Raw genomic sequence first — 14924 nt, forward strand, 5'->3', positions numbered from 1 at the left:
GACATATAATCAGAGTGATATTCATTGCCCGATGCCTTGTGAGCGTTCGGGGGAATAGGAAAGCGGCGGTCCCGTATTGCGGTCCGCCAGAAGACGCAGGCCATCCAGTGTCAGATCAGGCGCCAGCACATCAAAAAGCGGCGTTCCTTCAGAGAACAGCGGGGCCAGACCGCCTGTTGCAATCACGGTGGGTTTTGCATCCATTTCATCGGAAATACGGCGGATCAGTCCTTCGACGAGCCCGACATACCCCCAGAACAGTCCTGAACGCATCGCCACGCTCGTATTACGGCCAATTGCCGTGGTGGGGCGGCCAATGCTCATGCGTGGCAGGCGCGCGGCGGCACGGTGCAGCGCATCAATCGACAGGTTCACACCCGGAGCAATCGCGCCACCACTGAACTGCCCGGCACTGTTCACAACATCGAAAGTTGTCGCGGTACCGAAATCAACAACGATCAGTGGGGCTCCGTAGAGTTCACGTCCCGCCAGACCATTCAGGCGCCGGTCAGCCCCAAGCTCGTTCGGATTATCGACCAGAACATCGATACCCCAGTCCAGCCTTGCATTGGCGACAAGAGGCACGACATTCAGCCACTCACGGCAGAAACGACGCAGTTCATACAGCGCCACAGGCACGACTGTGCCGATGATGGCCCGGGTGATGCCCGTCGCATCCAGCCCCAGGCGGTCGAAGAGCGTTAGCAGCCAGGCTGCATATTCATCCGCCGTCCGTGCTTCATTCGTCGAGATGCGCCACTGCCCCAGCCACGACTCTCCATCGTGTACAGCGAACACGATGTTGGTGTTTCCGGCATCTATGACGAGAAGCACGTTGCGGTCCGGTCCTTCAGTCCAGCAGGATATCGCCGGTTACAACCGGAATGGTCTCACCGTTGGGCAGGGCAAGCAGCAGGCGTCCCTGTGCATCAAGCCCTGAAAACGAACCTGTAATATAGGTTTCACATCCCTGAACCGCAAGCGGAGACCCGACCGGATGCGCCCGCGCAAGCCAGGCAGCCCTGACAGGCGCAAATCCCTCCCGTTCCTGAACGGCATTCCATCGATCGATCTGCGCCACAAGGGCCTTTCCAAAGACTTCTGCAGAGGGTGCATCGGTTTTTTCGGAAAGCGCGGCGAGACGCCGGCCCGGGACCTCCGGGACCTGTCGCAGATTGGCGCCGATTCCAACAACAACCCATGGGTTATCCTGCGGACCACCCGTCTCGATCAGTACACCTGCCATCTTCCGGCCATCCAGCAAAAGATCGTTCGGCCATTTCACCATAAAAGGAGATGGGCCTGTCGCCGTCGGGCAGAAATGGGTCGCCGTCTCGAAGAGGGAGACGGCCACAACAAAAGGCAGGGCTGCAATGAAGGCTGTCGGATCGGCTGGACGGAAAAGCAGCGAGATTGCAAGATTGCCGCCCGGATCAGTCCAAGTTCGCCCGCGGGTACCGCGCCCTGATGTCTGGGAAAAGGCCTGAATGGCCAAGTGATCGGGTTCCCCTGCTTCGGCTCTGGCTTTGCACAGATCAGAAGTGGACCCGAGCGTTTCATGATATTCGAAACGCCAGCTCATGGCTGCATAGTATTCTTTATGGTGGGCGATGACGGGATTGAACCGCCGACCCTCTCGGTGTAAACGAGACGCTCTACCGCTGAGCTAATCGCCCTCAGACTGTGTATGCGGTCTATATACACGGTTCCGGATAGCGGTAAAGCCACCCGAAACCGTTTTGTGAGCTTTTTCAGCTCACGGCGTCCTTCAGACCCTTGCCCGGCTTGAAGCGGACAGAGGTGGAAGCCGGAATGTCGATCTCTTCGCCCGTACGCGGGTTGCGGCCCTTGGCAGCCTTACGCGTGGCAGTCACGAAGCTGCCGAAACCGACGAGACGGACTTCCTGCTTCTTGGCAAGCGTCGCCTCGATCGTGCTGAACACCGCATCGACAACTTCGCTGGCCTTGGCCTTCGGAAGATCGGCAGCGTCTGCAACGGCGGCGATCAGTTCCTGCTTGTTGAGGGGCTTCTCCATGATGTGCCTTTCTGGTGTTAGAGCGCCTGAGCCGGGCTCTGGTGAGTCCCTTCTGGCTCAGGCGCCTTGTTCGATCTGCGGCCGCACTATGAAGCGGATTTTGCCCGCGTCAACTGCTAGAATCGCAGAAGCGTGTCAGTGTCAGTGTGGAAGTGCCTGCGGAGCCGTCTTATCCACCGTTATTTCACCCATCGGGTCGACATTTTCGTCCCATTCGATGGCTTCCGGCATACGAGTCAGGGCGATCTTGAGCACCTCATCCACATGGCTCACGGGAATGATCTTGAGCGCGTGACGGACATTATCCGGCACCTCCGCGAGATCCTTTTCGTTGTCCTTGGGGATCAGGACGGTCTTGATGCCGGCCCGCAAAGCCGCCAGCAGCTTCTCCTTCAGCCCACCGATCTCCAGAACACGGCCACGCAGGGTGATCTCACCCGTCATGGCCACATCCTTGCGGATGGAGATCTGGGTCATGATGCTCACAAGAGACGTCGCAAGCGCAATACCGGCGGACGGACCATCCTTGGGGGTCGCACCTTCGGGAAGATGGATATGAATATCCCGCTTTTCGAACAGCGGCGGCCGGATCCCGAAATCCTGGGCTCGGGAGCGGACATAGGACAGCGCGGCCGAAATGCTCTCCTGCATGACTTCGCCGAGCTTGCCGGTCTGCTTGACCTGCCCCTTGCCCGGAACCATCACGCTCTCGATCGTCAGGATCTCACCACCGACCGTAGTCCAGGCAAGCCCTGTTACCACGCCGATCATATCCTCCTTCTCGGTCTCGCCATGACGGTAGCGACGGACACCCGCATATTTCTCTAGGTTTTCGGGCGTGATCTCGACATGCTTGACGCCGGTCGTGATGATTTCCTTGACCGTCTTGCGGGCGAGCTTGGCCAGTTCGCGCTCAAGGTTTCGGACGCCGGCCTCGCGGGTATAGGACCGGATCAGTTCGCGGATCGTCTCATCCGTGACTGTCCATTCATCCGGCTTGAGATTATGCGCCTCAGCCTGCTTGCCCAGAAGATGACGGCGCGCGATCTGCACCTTCTCGTCTTCCGTATAGCCGGACAGGTTGATGATCTCCATGCGGTCCAGCAGCGGCTGGGGCATGTTCAGGCTGTTGGCCGTCGTGACGAACATCACATCCGAAAGATCGTAATCCACTTCCAGATAATGATCGGCAAACGTGGCGTTCTGTTCCGGATCCAGCACTTCCAGCAGCGCGGATGACGGATCGCCGCGCCAGTCGGCACCCAGCTTGTCGATTTCGTCGAGCAGGAACAACGGATTGGACGTCCGTGCCTTTTTCATGCCCTGGATGATCTTGCCCGGCATGGAGCCGATATAGGTCCGGCGATGGCCGCGGATCTCGGATTCATCGCGCACGCCACCCAGCGACATGCGGATGTAGTTCCGCCCCGTCGCCTTGGCGATCGAACGCGCCAGAGAGGTCTTGCCCACACCCGGTGGCCCGACAAGACACAGGATCGGTCCCTTGAGCTTCTGCGAGCGCGTCTGCACCGCCAGATACTCGAGGATCCGCTCCTTGACCTTCTCCAAACCGTAATGCTCGGCTTCGAGAACGTCCTCGGCGTGCTGGAACTCCCGCGTGATCTTGGAGCGCTTCTTCCAGGGAATCCCAAGCAGCCAGTCAAGATAGTTGCGCACAACCGTGCTCTCGGCCGACATCGGGCTCATGCCACGGAGCTTCTTCAGCTCGGCATGGGCCTTTTCCTTGGCCTCACGGCTCAGACGGGTCTTGTTGATCTTCTCTTCAAGCTCGGAGTTTTCGTCCTTGCCGTCTTCGCCTTCGCCGAGTTCTTTCTGAATCGCCTTGAGCTGCTCGTTCAGATAGTACTCGCGCTGGGTCTTCTCCATCTGCCGCTTCACGCGGTTACGGATGCGCTTTTCGACCTGCAGAACGCCGATTTCCGTCTCGATATGAGCGAAAACCTGCTCCAGACGGCGGGCGGCCGAAGGTGTCTCGAGAATTTCCTGCTTTTCGGAAATCTTGAGGTTCAGATGGCTTGCGATCGTGTCAGCCAGCTTGGAAATGTCCTCGATCTGATTGATCGAGACCATCACTTCCGGCGGGATCTTCTTGTTGAGCTTGATATACTGCTCGAACTGGGAAACCGTGGACCGGCTCAGAGCCTCGATCTCGCTTCCCGGTGCCGCATTGACGGCTTCCTCGGGAATTTCCTCGATCTCTGCTTCGAAATGCCCATCCACGTCGAACAGACGCGTAATGTGTACACGCCGCGTTCCTTCAACCAGAACCTTTACGGTCCCGTCGGGCAGCTTCAGCAGCTGCAGGATCGTCGAAACCGTCCCGTAGCGGTAGATGTCATCGACAGACGGATCGTCCAGCGAGACATCCTTTTGCGCCACAAGCAGGATCTGCTTGCTCTCACGCGTTACGGTCTCAAGCGCCTTCACCGACTTCTCGCGCCCGACAAACAGCGGCACGATCATGTGCGGGAAGACGACAATGTTCCGAAGCGGCAGAACCGCCATCACATCATGACGCACAGTCTCCTGCACTACCGGCGCGGCAGCTTCAGGATCTGCCTTGCGCGCTGCGGCACGCGGCTTGCGTGTCACTTTCTTCGGGGCAGCCGCAGTTTTTTCGGAAGCGGTTACATCATCCGTCTTCTTGGTACGGCGACGGGTTTTCGGCTTGGTATCGTCAGTCATTCACTTGATCTCCAGAGGGACGATCTTGCGATACCGACCTGCCTCGCAGCGCCGGCATCGCATCTCTTTCATGCTTGAACCGCATGAATTCGGACAACCTCAGTCAGTTATGTCGAAACCCGACGGGTCCGGCGCAAGAGCCAGCCCCTTTTTTCACGCAGACTGTTCCGCGGGTTCGGTCTTTCCCTTCCCATAAACATAGACCGGCTGCGCCTTGTTTTCGGCCACGTCCTTGTTGATGACGACTTCCTCGACACCTTCAAGTCCTGGCAGATCGAACATTGTTCCCAACAGGATGTTTTCCATAATCGAGCGCAGACCGCGGGCACCGGTCTTGCGTTCGATGGCACGCTTGGCGATGGCCGCGAGGGCATCTTCCGTGAAGGTCAGCTTGACGCCTTCCATTTCAAACAGACGGCCATACTGCTTGACCAGCGCGTTCTTGGGCTTGCTGAGAATCTGAATCAGAGCGGCTTCATCTAGATCATTCAGCGCCGCAATGACAGGCAGACGTCCGATGAATTCGGGGATAAGACCGAATTTCAGCAGATCTTCCGGCTCAACGCTCTGAAGGATCGCACCAAGACGACGCTCGTCATCCGAACGGACATCTGCACCGAAACCAATGCCAGACCCCTTGCCGCGGGCCGAAATGATCTTGTCCAGTCCGGCAAAGGCACCACCGCAGATGAAGAGCATGTTGGTCGTGTCAACCTGCAGGAACTCCTGCTGCGGATGCTTGCGACCACCCTGCGGCGGCACGGAGGCCACTGTACCTTCCATGAGCTTCAGCAGGGCCTGCTGCACGCCCTCACCCGAGACGTCACGCGTGATGGACGGGTTGTCGGACTTGCGGGAAATCTTGTCGATCTCATCGATATAGACAATGCCGCGCTGGGCCCGGTCCACATTGTAGTCAGCAGACTGAAGCAGCTTGAGGATGATGTTTTCCACATCCTCACCGACATAACCGGCTTCGGTCAGGGTTGTGGCATCGGCCATCGTGAACGGGACATCCAGGATGCGGGCCAGCGTCTGGGCGAGCAGCGTCTTGCCCGAACCCGTCGGACCAATCAGCAGGATGTTGGACTTTGCGATCTCGATGTCATTGCTCTTGGCGGCATGGGCGAGACGCTTGTAGTGGTTGTGAACCGCCACGGAGAGCGCGCGCTTGGCCTCGAACTGACCGATCACGTAATCGTCAAGGACCTTGCAGATTTCCTTGGGAGTCGGCACGCCGTCACGGGACTTCACGAGATGGGTCTTGTGCTCTTCACGGATGATATCCATGCAGAGCTCGACACATTCATCGCAGATGAAGACCGTGGGGCCAGCGATCAGTTTGCGGACTTCGTGCTGGGACTTCCCACAGAACGAGCAATACAGGGTGTTTTTGGAATCGCCGGATTTGTTGCTCATCGCTGTTCCCTTTCCCTTGCGCACGACCTGACCGCATTCACGCAGCAGACATGCGAAAGAACTTTAACTGTAGGCCGAGGTCAAAGCCTTCGGCAACCCCGGAGCCAGAACGCCCCAAGACACGAAAAGCGGCATATCGGGATGCCGCTTTTCCATTCCAAGGGGAGTAGCCTCACTCCCCCTGCCTCAGAGACGTCTCAACTCGGGTCGGGCGTGGTCTCATGCGGATTGCGTTCAACGACCTTGTCGATCAGGCCGAACTCACGGGCTTCGTTGGCCGAGAGATAACTGTCACGCTCGAGCTTCTGCTCGATCTGCTCCAGCGTCTGGCCGGTATGTTCGCGATAGATCTCGTTCAGGCGCTGACGGATAATCAGGATTTCACGGGCCTGGATCTCGATGTCCGAGGCCTGTCCCTGCGCGCCGCCAGACGGCTGGTGAACCATCACGCGGGCATTCGGAAGGGCGTAACGGTGCCCCTTCTCGCCGCCTGCCAGAAGCAGGGATCCCATCGACGCAGCCTGACCGATGCAAACGGTGCTGACGGGGCAGCGGATGTACTGCATGGTGTCATAGATCGCGAGACCGGCGGAGACGACGCCGCCCGGGCTGTTGATGTAGAACGAGATTTCCTTGGTGGGGTTCACGCTCTCCAGATAGAGAAGCTGTGCGCAGATCAGAGACGAGACCTGATCATAGACGGGTCCGGTCAGGAAAATGATGCGCTCCTGAAGGAGACGCGAAAAGATGTCGAAAGAGCGCTCTCCGCGGGCAGTCTGCTCGACCACCATCGGCACCAGAGAGTTGCTAAACACCTCGAGGGGATCACGATCCCTAATGGTCATGCTGTCTGTTCCTCAATGCCCGATGGGCTTTCTTCTGTTCCCTAACATGGACCCGACATGGCGTTCCGTCAAAGGGAGCAGGCAGGAAAAAACGGGCACCCCGAAGAGTGCCCGCTGGTTCCCGCGCCGAAAGATCAGAGTTCGGCGGGCGGAATTTCGGCCAGTTCTTCCGGCGTCACTTCCTTGTCGGTGACGTCGGCCAGCTCGATCAGGTAATCGACGACCTTGTTTTCCAGGATCGGGCCACGGAGCCCTTCGACAGCCTGCGGGTTCTTGGAGAAGAACTCGAAAACCATCTGTTCCTGACCCGGATAACGCTGCGCTTCCTGCTGCATCGCACCAAGGAGTTCCTCGCGGGAAACCTGGATTTCCTGCTTGCGGCCGATTTCAGCCAGCAGCAGGCCAAGCTTTACGCGACGCTCTGCAATGCGACGGTAGTCAGCCTTGAGGGTCTCTTCGTCCTTGCCGGCATCTTCCTCGTCCAGACGACCGGCCTTGCGGTCTTCCTCGACGCGGGCCCAGATCTGGTTGAACTCGGCGTCAACCATGCTGGACGGAGCTTCGAAGTCCGTCTTCTCGGACAGGGCGTCCAGAAGGTCACGCTTGATGCGCAGACGCGACAGCTGCTGGTATTCACCTTCAGCCTGCTCGGTGATGATCTTGCGGATCTGCTCGAGGTTCTCGAAACCGATCGTCTTGGCCAGTTCGTCGTCGATGGCCGGATCAACAGCTTTCTTCAGGGACTTCGCCTTGACGTCGAAGGTCACGGCCTTGCCGGCCAGTTCGGCAGCCTGGTAGTCGGCCGGGAACGTCACGTTGATGACACGCTCTTCGCCAGCCTTCATGCCTTCCATCTGCTCGGCGAAGCCGGGGATGAAGCCTTCGCCGCCGATTTCGACGTTCACGTCATCAGCCGTGCCACCGTCGAACGGCGTACCGTCCAGCTTGCCCACGAAATCGACGCACAGGACATCGCCCTTGGCGGCCGGACGGTCTTCTTCGATCGTCTCGAACTTGCGGCTGCGACGGGCAACGTCGTTCAGAGCCTTGTCGACAGTCTCTTCGCTGACCTTGGCGCCAAGGCGCGTCAGCTTCAGGCCGGACAGGTCGGGAACTTCGATTTCCGGGAGAACTTCGGTCTCAACCTTGAATTCGAGATCCTTGCCGTCTTCGATGGCGGAGACCACGTCGACCTTCGGCTGCATGGCCGGACGGATCTTCTGCTCTTCGAACAGCTTGGCCGTGGCGTCGTTGACGGCTTCTTCAAGCAGTTCCGCATTCACGGACGCGCCATAGCGCTGCTTGACGAGGGAGGCCGGCACCTTGCCCGGACGGAAGCCCGGAAGCTTGATCGTCTTGGCGACTTCAGCGAGTCGCGCATCGCGGCGGGCCTGCAGGTCAGCAGACGGGACAACGACGGTGAAGGCGCGCTTAAGTCCTTCGTTGAGCGTGGGCGTAACCTGCATGAGCCAGGCGATCCTCTCGGTCGGTAGGTTGGTCAAATCTCTTTCTCGGGAAGCCGGGTTGGTGCGGGCGGAGGGACTTGAACCCCCACGACTTGCGCCACCAGAACCTAAATCTGGCGTGTCTACCAATTTCACCACGCCCGCAGCGCCTGGCTTCCAGGTTCGTGTTACCGAACCTCGGAAGCGCGGCCTTTAGCGCATGAAACGCCACTTCACAACAGGGAGGTGTCCGGCTTTTTGTTCAAAGCCTCATGCGCAAGACGCGTGGCAGCCGCACGCGCAGGCCCCAGTGGCAGGTCCAGATCCTCGGCAACAGGCCATCCGCCATGGGCCTTTCCGGCCTGGATCCCGGCTTCCCCATGCAGCCAGACACCCGCGCAGCAGCCTTCCCAGACATCCATTCCCGCAGCAAGCAACGTCCCGATCACACCCGTCAGGGTGTCACCGGAGCCTGCGGTCGCAAGCGCCGAAGAGGCATGAGTATTGATGGCAAGACGGCCATCGGGCGCTGCAATAATGGTATCCGGCCCTTTCATGACCACAACCGCATTGATGCGTTTTGCGGCTGACAGAGCAGCATCAAGCCGGCTGCCTTCGACCGGACCGAAGAGTTTGCGGAACTCCCCGATATGGGGCGTGATGGCTGCGACACCTTTCAGGCGGGACAGATCCTGCGCGCCCCATAACAGGGCACCGGCATCCGCAAGGACAGTGCGCTCCGCCTTCAGAAGCTGCGGAAGCGTGTCTGCAACTTCGTCCTCGGTGAGACCCGGGCCGCAGATCCAGACCTTGCGACGGGCATCTTCAAGGAGTTTGGACAACGGCGCATCGTCCACGATCAGGCCGGGATCGCCGAGTCGATAGGCCGGAGCCCCCTCACCTGCGGAAATCCGGACGAGCCCTGCCCCGCTGCGACGGGCACCGCGCGCCGAAAGACGCGTCGCTCCGGGCATTTCGGCACCCCCGCACAGACTGACGACGCCACGGCGGTATTTGTAGTCACCATCGCCAGAGACAGGCGGGGTCCACAGACCAGGCTGATTGTGCTGCACGACAGGCGTAATGCCTTCCCAGGCCTGTTCAGGCATGCCGATATCCGCGCAGATCACCTCGCCACACAGATCAGAGCCGGGTTGCAGGACATGGCCGGGGCGCGGGCGGACGAACGTAACCGTCAGAACGCAGTCGCGCGCTTTGCCCAGAATTTCCCCTGAAGCGCCGGCGACACCGCTTGGCATGTCGATTGCGACAACCTGACGGGCCGCCGCCAGAACCGACGCGACATCGTCGCTGACAGGGCGCTTCAGTCCGGAACCGAACACCGCATCCACGACCAGATCGGCACTGACCAGCTCTTCCGCGGCAAACGGCACCATCGGGCCTGTCCAGCAGGCGGCCATTGCGGCGGCGGGCGTACCGGGTTTCGGACTGGCAAGAGCCGCCACACGGACCGACCAACCCCAACGCGCCAGATTGCAGGCAACGACATAGCCGTCTCCGCCATTGTTTCCCGGACCGCACGCCACCGTTACGCGACAGGGTGAAAAGCGGTTGCGGATAACGCGAGCGACGGCCCATCCGGCATTTTCCATAAGCCGCGTGGATGGGAGAATGGCCGCAGCTGCGCGATCCATACGGTCGCTTTCCTCGGGGAGCAGCAATGCGAAGGGATGACTGGACATGACGGGGCGTTCTCCTGCTGTGTCTCATGACAGAAAGCATGACCGGCTTCTGCGTTGCTTTATCGTGATGGCCAGCCACGATGTGCCTGACGCGTTCCCTCTGGCGTTCATGGGGCCGCGTCGGGTATTCAGGGAAATGCTTCGGGAATGTTTTTCCCCTCTTTTCCAATTTTCAACCATGACGAGGATCAATGACAGGATCGATCATCTGGAGCCTCGTGCTCGCAATTCATGTGCTGTGCATGACTTACTGGGTCGGCGGGTCGATCTATTCGACGCTCGTCGTCCGCTCCACCGTCGGGCTGCTTGATCCGGGGCCACGGAACTCCGTCCTGCTTCAGGGCTATACGCGGTTTTTCCGTGGGCTCTATCAGGTCGTACCGTTCTCGTTGCTGAGCGGCTGGGCCCTGATTTTTCATGAAGGCGGTTTTGCGGCCGTGCCCTGGACCGTCAATGCGATGCAGCTTCTCGGCCTGGTCATGGCAGTGATCTTCATCCTGACCGTTCAGGGCCCGTTCCGTCGTGCACGACGCGCCATGCGTCCCCAGCCCGCCCTGTTCGACACCCTGCGCAGCCGGACGGCCATGATGGCAGGGCTGGGTGTGTTGACTATTCTTGTCGCAGCAATGGCACGCGGCATCTGAAATCGTATGCGATACGGCGCTTTTCGGGCCGTATCGCTTGCCATTCCTGCCATTTACCGATAACGCACCAGTTATAGCTGCGGGTAATTATCCCGCCCTCAACTCCGGCCCACGCCCGTCCGGGTGTGCACCGTCAACGAGAGTCTCGAGAGTCATTTGAGCGCGAAAACGACCTCCGGTCCTTCCAAGCCCCGTACGACTGCCCCCTCCAGACGCGGACGCACTTCTGCTTCGCGGACCGCTGCAGCCGAAACTTCCCCGAATATTGCAGAGACAGGCGAGACGCCTCCGGCCGCTGAAACTCCAGTCGCCAAGGCTCCGCGTACGCGCCGCTCGAAGACCGCCACCCCGGTCGCAGAAGAAGCAGGGGCAGCGAAGGCCACCACACGTCGTCCGCGCAAAACGGCATCGCCTGCGGTCGAGCCTGCTGCTGAGGACGCGGCTCCCGTTGCAAAGACCGCCGGACGTCGCCGGAAGGCTGCGGCAGCACCGGAAGTGACCGAAGATGCTGCTCCGGCGATTCCGGCTCCCCGTCGCCGCCGTACCGCGAAGGCGACAGAGGACGTGGCCGAGGTTACAGAAACCGCCGCTCCCAAACGCCGTGGTCGTCCCCGCAAGACGCCCGTTGTGGAAGAACAGCCTGTCGCAAAAGCGGTGACCGAAGACGTTGCCGAGACTCCTGCGGCGCCGCGTCGGCGTGGTCGTCCCCGCAAGGCGGATGCCGCTGCTGCCGCAACTCCCGTGGAGGCACCGGTAGAAAAGAAAACACGCTCGCCCCGTCGCAAGGCGGCTGCTCCAGTCAAAGAGCCTGCTGCCCCTGCCGCGGAAGAAACGCCTGCCGTTCAGGTCGAGCCGGCCAAAAAAGAAAAGGCTCCTTCACGTCGCCGTCGCGCCAAACCGGCTGCAGAAGAACCGGTTGCAATCGTCGAAGAGACCGTTGAGACGCCGGCCGTGGTCGAAACCGTGGCCGTTGTTGAAGCTGAAGACGCTTCCGACAAGCCGCGGTTCGCTGATCTTGGGCTGGGCGAGCCAATCATGCGCGCCATTGAGGAGCTGGGTTACGAACACCCTACTCCCATCCAAGCCCAGGCCATTCCCGAAGTCCTGAAGGGCCATGACGTTCTGGGCGTGGCCCAGACCGGAACCGGCAAGACGGCATCCTTCACGCTGCCAATGCTCCAGAAGCTGGCCGGCTCCCGCGCCCGCGCCCGGATGCCGCGCTCGCTGATCCTGGAGCCGACGCGCGAACTGGCACTGCAGGTTGCCGAGAACTTCAAGCTCTATGGCAAATATCTGCGCCTGACGCATGCGCTGCTGATCGGCGGCGAAAGCATGGCCGAACAGCGCGACGTGCTGAACCGTGGCGTCGATGTGCTGATCGCGACTCCGGGCCGCCTGCTGGATCTGTTTGGACGCGGTGGCGTGCTTCTGACGCAGACCAGCACGCTCGTGATCGATGAAGCCGACCGCATGCTGGACATGGGCTTCATTCCGGATATCGAAAAAATCGTGGGTCTCCTGCCCGCCCATCGCCAGACGCTGTTCTTCTCCGCCACTATGGCGCCGGAAATCCGCCGTCTGGCTGATGCCTTCCTCAGGCATCCGGTTGAAATCACGGTCTCCCGTCAGTCCTCCGTAGCCACGACGATTGAAGAAGCGCTGGTTATCGTGCCGGAAGACGAAAAGCGTCGTACGCTCAAGAAGCTGCTGCGCCGCGAAAACGTTCAGAGCGCGATCATATTCTGCAATCGCAAGCGCGATGTGGACATGATCCAGCAGTATCTGACCAAGCACGGAATCGAGGCCGGCCATCTTCATGGTGATCTGGCCCAGTCGCTTCGTTTCTCGACGCTGGAGCGTTTCCGGTCCGGGGAACTCAAATTCCTCGTATGCTCGGATGTGGCGGCACGCGGAATCGACATCGGCGGCCTGTCGCATGTTTTCAATTACGATCTGCCGTTCAACGCGGAAGACTATGTCCATCGCATCGGACGCACCGGCCGCGCGGGCAAGGAAGGCCATGCCTTCAGTCTGGCCACGCCGCGCGACCGCAAGCTGCTTGAAGCCATTGAAGCCCTGACAGGCAAGGTCATTGCACGTCCGGCCCTCGAAGGCATCACAACCGTGGACTGGGCTCCGGAAGAAGGCGAGCGTCGTCCGACGGAAGCTGCTCCTGCTGCATCGCAGGAGCCTGCGGAAGACGGAGAGCAGCGGGGACGCAAGCGTCGCCGTGGTGGCCGCAAGCGCAACCGTGGGGATCGCGAGGAGCATGAGACCGTTCAGGTGGCTTCGGTTGCCGTGGTCGAGGCGCCTGTCAGCCACCGTTCGGTTGAACTGGCTCCCGCCTTTGAAAACGATGGACCGAAGACCGGCTTTGGCGGTGACACGCCTGCGTTCATGCTGGTCCCACGCCGCAGGAAAGTGACGGTGTCCGCCAGCACCGATCCTGCCGCTCCTGTTCAGCATGATGGGCGCCATTACGGTAATGAATGAGACCCTGACCGGAGTTGCAGAACTCCGGATTGAAGGACTGGGTGCAGCAGGCGACGGCGTTGCGCATGTTGATGGTCAGAGCGTTTTCATTCCGGGTGCATTGCCCGGTGAAGACGTTCGGGCCCGCCTTGTTCCCGGCCATCCTGAACTGATCGAAGTCGTTCACCCTTCCCCTGAGCGTGTGACGCCTCCGTGCAGCCTGTTTGGTGAGTGCGGAGGCTGTGCATTGCAGCATCTTTCCCTTCCGGCTCTGCTGGACTGGAAGGCCCAGCGCGTCATGCGCGCCCTGACGGCGGCCGGATTTACTGATCTTCCGCCTGCTACGCTGTACCAGACGAAGCCACTGACGCGGCGACGCATGGACTTTGCAGTCCAGCGCGTTCCGGGCGGTGTGGTGATCGGACTGCATCGCCGGAATGGTGATCCGGTGGACATGACGGAATGTCACGTCCTGCATCCCGATCTTTTTGCACTCCTGCAGCCTCTGCGTGAGGTTCTGGGAAGTCTGGGCGCACTGACGGGGCGTGGAAGCCTGATGGTCAACCTGCTCGACAGCGGACCTGACCTGACGCTTCAGACTCCTGCTCCCCTGACGAGTGCCGACCGCCTTAAGCTGGCAGCATTTGCCCGCGAGCATAACCTGTCACGGATTTCCTGGCAGGATCCGAAAGATCTGGGCATTGAAACGGTGGCCCAGTCCGGTGCCGTCCGGGAAGATTTTGGTGGCGTGATCGTCTCACCGCCTCCTTCCGCTTTTCTTCAGGCCACTGCGGATGCCGAGAAGGCCATTGTTACCGCTGTTGTGGACGGATTGCCGTCGCTCAACAAAAAGGACGTGACGGTCGAACTGTTTGCCGGATGTGGCACGCTGACCTTTCCGATGTCCGAAAAAGGCCGGGTCATGGCCTATGAAGGCAATCTGGCAGCCGCGAACTGCCTGAAGGCTGCCTCCGGCGGACGCCGTGTGGATGGATTTCATCGGGACCTGGGGCGTCAGCCGCTTCTGCCGCATGATCTGAAATCGACGCGGGCCGTGGTTCTTGATCCGCCTTATGCAGGCGCCGGCGCGCAGACCATGCCTCTGGCCAAATCGGCCGTGCCAGACATCGTTTATGTGAGCTGCAATCCGGCTGCGCTTGAAAAAGACGGCAAGGCTCTGTGGAACGCAGGCTTTTCGGTCATCGGCCTGACGATCGTAGACCAGTTCCTGTGGTCCACGGAAGTCGAGGCCGTGGTCGTGCTGTCACGTGACGCGAAGCGGATCAGACGTGAAAACTCTCGCCGCAGCCGCAGCGACCTTTCTCGTTCGGATTCCTGAAAGTAAAACCGGATTCGAGGTCCTTGACCTCGTAATCCATGACAGTCCCGGTCAGGAACAGGGTCGCCTTGCGATCCACCAGCAGGGTGACATCCTGATCCTCGACCCGTTCATCAGTCGGCTGCGGGGCTGTCACGAAGTTCATTTCGTAAGACAGTCCCGAGCACCCGCGCGTTCCCACGCTGATGCGCAGGAGTTGGCCCTGATGGGAGCCTGCGTAAAGAGCTTTCAGGCGCTTGGCTGCCTGATCGGACAGGGTCATGAGGGCGGGCAGCGGGCGGCGCGTTGCGACGTCGGACATGAAGGTTTTTTCCG

General features: G+C 60.2%; 12 protein-coding genes and 2 tRNA genes. 3 read left to right on the top strand and 11 right to left on the bottom strand.

Annotation, left to right across the window (positions count from 1 at the left end):
* Positions 1-21: 21 nt before the first annotated feature.
* From HKD24_RS02165 to HKD24_RS02210, 10 genes are all read right to left on the bottom strand, one after another.
* Entirely contained in the window at positions 22-834 is an 813-nt protein-coding gene (locus HKD24_RS02165; protein ID WP_194258820.1) for a type III pantothenate kinase, read from the bottom strand.
* A gap of 16 nt (positions 835-850) precedes the next feature.
* On the bottom strand, positions 851-1582 hold the full coding sequence (locus HKD24_RS02170; RefSeq protein WP_194258821.1) for a biotin--[acetyl-CoA-carboxylase] ligase: 732 nt from the start codon (positions 1580-1582) through the stop codon (positions 851-853).
* Between the two features lie 19 nt (positions 1583-1601).
* Positions 1602-1676: transfer RNA gene (locus tag HKD24_RS02175), tRNA-Val, on the bottom strand.
* Between the two features lie 75 nt (positions 1677-1751).
* Positions 1752-2036 (bottom strand): HU family DNA-binding protein, encoded by a 285-nt coding sequence (locus tag HKD24_RS02180; RefSeq protein WP_011251684.1) that lies wholly within the window; start codon positions 2034-2036, stop codon positions 1752-1754.
* Between the two features lie 141 nt (positions 2037-2177).
* Positions 2178-4742, bottom strand: a complete 2565-nt coding sequence (lon, locus tag HKD24_RS02185) for an endopeptidase La (protein ID WP_194258822.1) — start codon at positions 4740-4742, stop codon at positions 2178-2180.
* A gap of 153 nt (positions 4743-4895) precedes the next feature.
* Entirely contained in the window at positions 4896-6161 is a 1266-nt protein-coding gene (clpX, locus tag HKD24_RS02190; protein WP_194258823.1) for an ATP-dependent Clp protease ATP-binding subunit ClpX, read from the bottom strand.
* Between the two features lie 197 nt (positions 6162-6358).
* Positions 6359-7006: an ATP-dependent Clp protease proteolytic subunit gene (locus HKD24_RS02195; protein ID WP_011251687.1), complete on the bottom strand. Its 648-nt coding sequence runs from the start codon at positions 7004-7006 to the stop codon at positions 6359-6361.
* Positions 7007-7140: 134 nt separating this feature from the next.
* Positions 7141-8472, bottom strand: coding sequence for a trigger factor (gene tig, locus HKD24_RS02200; RefSeq protein ID WP_194258824.1), 1332 nt, complete (start codon positions 8470-8472; stop codon positions 7141-7143).
* A gap of 59 nt (positions 8473-8531) precedes the next feature.
* Positions 8532-8616 (bottom strand) — tRNA-Leu (locus HKD24_RS02205).
* A 68-nt stretch (positions 8617-8684) separates the two neighbouring features.
* Complete coding sequence (locus HKD24_RS02210) at positions 8685-10154, bottom strand: NAD(P)H-hydrate dehydratase (RefSeq protein ID WP_194258825.1); 1470 nt, start codon at positions 10152-10154, stop codon at positions 8685-8687.
* A gap of 191 nt (positions 10155-10345) precedes the next feature.
* On the opposite strand from HKD24_RS02210, the gene HKD24_RS02215 reads away from it, so the two are divergent.
* The 3 genes from HKD24_RS02215 to HKD24_RS02225 all read left to right on the top strand — a co-directional run bounded on the left by HKD24_RS02215 (position 10346) and on the right by HKD24_RS02225 (position 14609).
* Entirely contained in the window at positions 10346-10798 is a 453-nt protein-coding gene (locus tag HKD24_RS02215; protein ID WP_194258826.1) for a hypothetical protein, read from the top strand.
* A 156-nt stretch (positions 10799-10954) separates the two neighbouring features.
* Entirely contained in the window at positions 10955-13291 is a 2337-nt protein-coding gene (locus tag HKD24_RS02220) for a DEAD/DEAH box helicase (RefSeq protein ID WP_228124107.1), read from the top strand.
* A complete protein-coding gene (locus HKD24_RS02225) occupies positions 13284-14609 on the top strand; it encodes a class I SAM-dependent RNA methyltransferase (protein ID WP_228124108.1) in 1326 nt (441 codons plus the stop codon). Before HKD24_RS02220 ends, HKD24_RS02225 begins: the two co-directional genes overlap by 8 nt.
* Here the strand turns inward: HKD24_RS02225 and HKD24_RS02230 are convergent.
* Complete coding sequence (locus tag HKD24_RS02230; protein ID WP_062510147.1) at positions 14554-14910, bottom strand: HesB/IscA family protein; 357 nt, start codon at positions 14908-14910, stop codon at positions 14554-14556. The genes HKD24_RS02225 and HKD24_RS02230 overlap by 56 nt on opposite strands.
* Between the last annotated feature and the right edge of the window lie 14 nt (positions 14911-14924).

The sequence above is a fragment of the Gluconobacter vitians genome (assembly GCF_015244565.1).
Taxonomy (GTDB): domain Bacteria; phylum Pseudomonadota; class Alphaproteobacteria; order Acetobacterales; family Acetobacteraceae; genus Gluconobacter; species Gluconobacter vitians.

Coding starts and splice junctions, on each gene's coding strand:
- HKD24_RS02170 (WP_194258821.1), bottom strand. CDS start 1,582: ATGAGCTGGCGTTTCGAATATCATGAAACGCTCGGGTCCACTTCTGAT.
- HKD24_RS02180 (WP_011251684.1), bottom strand. CDS start 2,036: ATGGAGAAGCCCCTCAACAAGCAGGAACTGATCGCCGCCGTTGCAGAC.
- lon (WP_194258822.1), bottom strand. CDS start 4,742: ATGACTGACGATACCAAGCCGAAAACCCGTCGCCGTACCAAGAAGACG.
- clpX (WP_194258823.1), bottom strand. CDS start 6,161: ATGAGCAACAAATCCGGCGATTCCAAAAACACCCTGTATTGCTCGTTC.
- HKD24_RS02195 (WP_011251687.1), bottom strand. CDS start 7,006: ATGACCATTAGGGATCGTGATCCCCTCGAGGTGTTTAGCAACTCTCTG.
- tig (WP_194258824.1), bottom strand. CDS start 8,472: ATGCAGGTTACGCCCACGCTCAACGAAGGACTTAAGCGCGCCTTCACC.
- HKD24_RS02210 (WP_194258825.1), bottom strand. CDS start 10,154: ATGTCCAGTCATCCCTTCGCATTGCTGCTCCCCGAGGAAAGCGACCGT.
- HKD24_RS02215 (WP_194258826.1), top strand. CDS start 10,346: ATGACAGGATCGATCATCTGGAGCCTCGTGCTCGCAATTCATGTGCTG.
- HKD24_RS02225 (WP_228124108.1), top strand. CDS start 13,284: ATGAATGAGACCCTGACCGGAGTTGCAGAACTCCGGATTGAAGGACTG.
- HKD24_RS02230 (WP_062510147.1), bottom strand. CDS start 14,910: ATGTCCGACGTCGCAACGCGCCGCCCGCTGCCCGCCCTCATGACCCTG.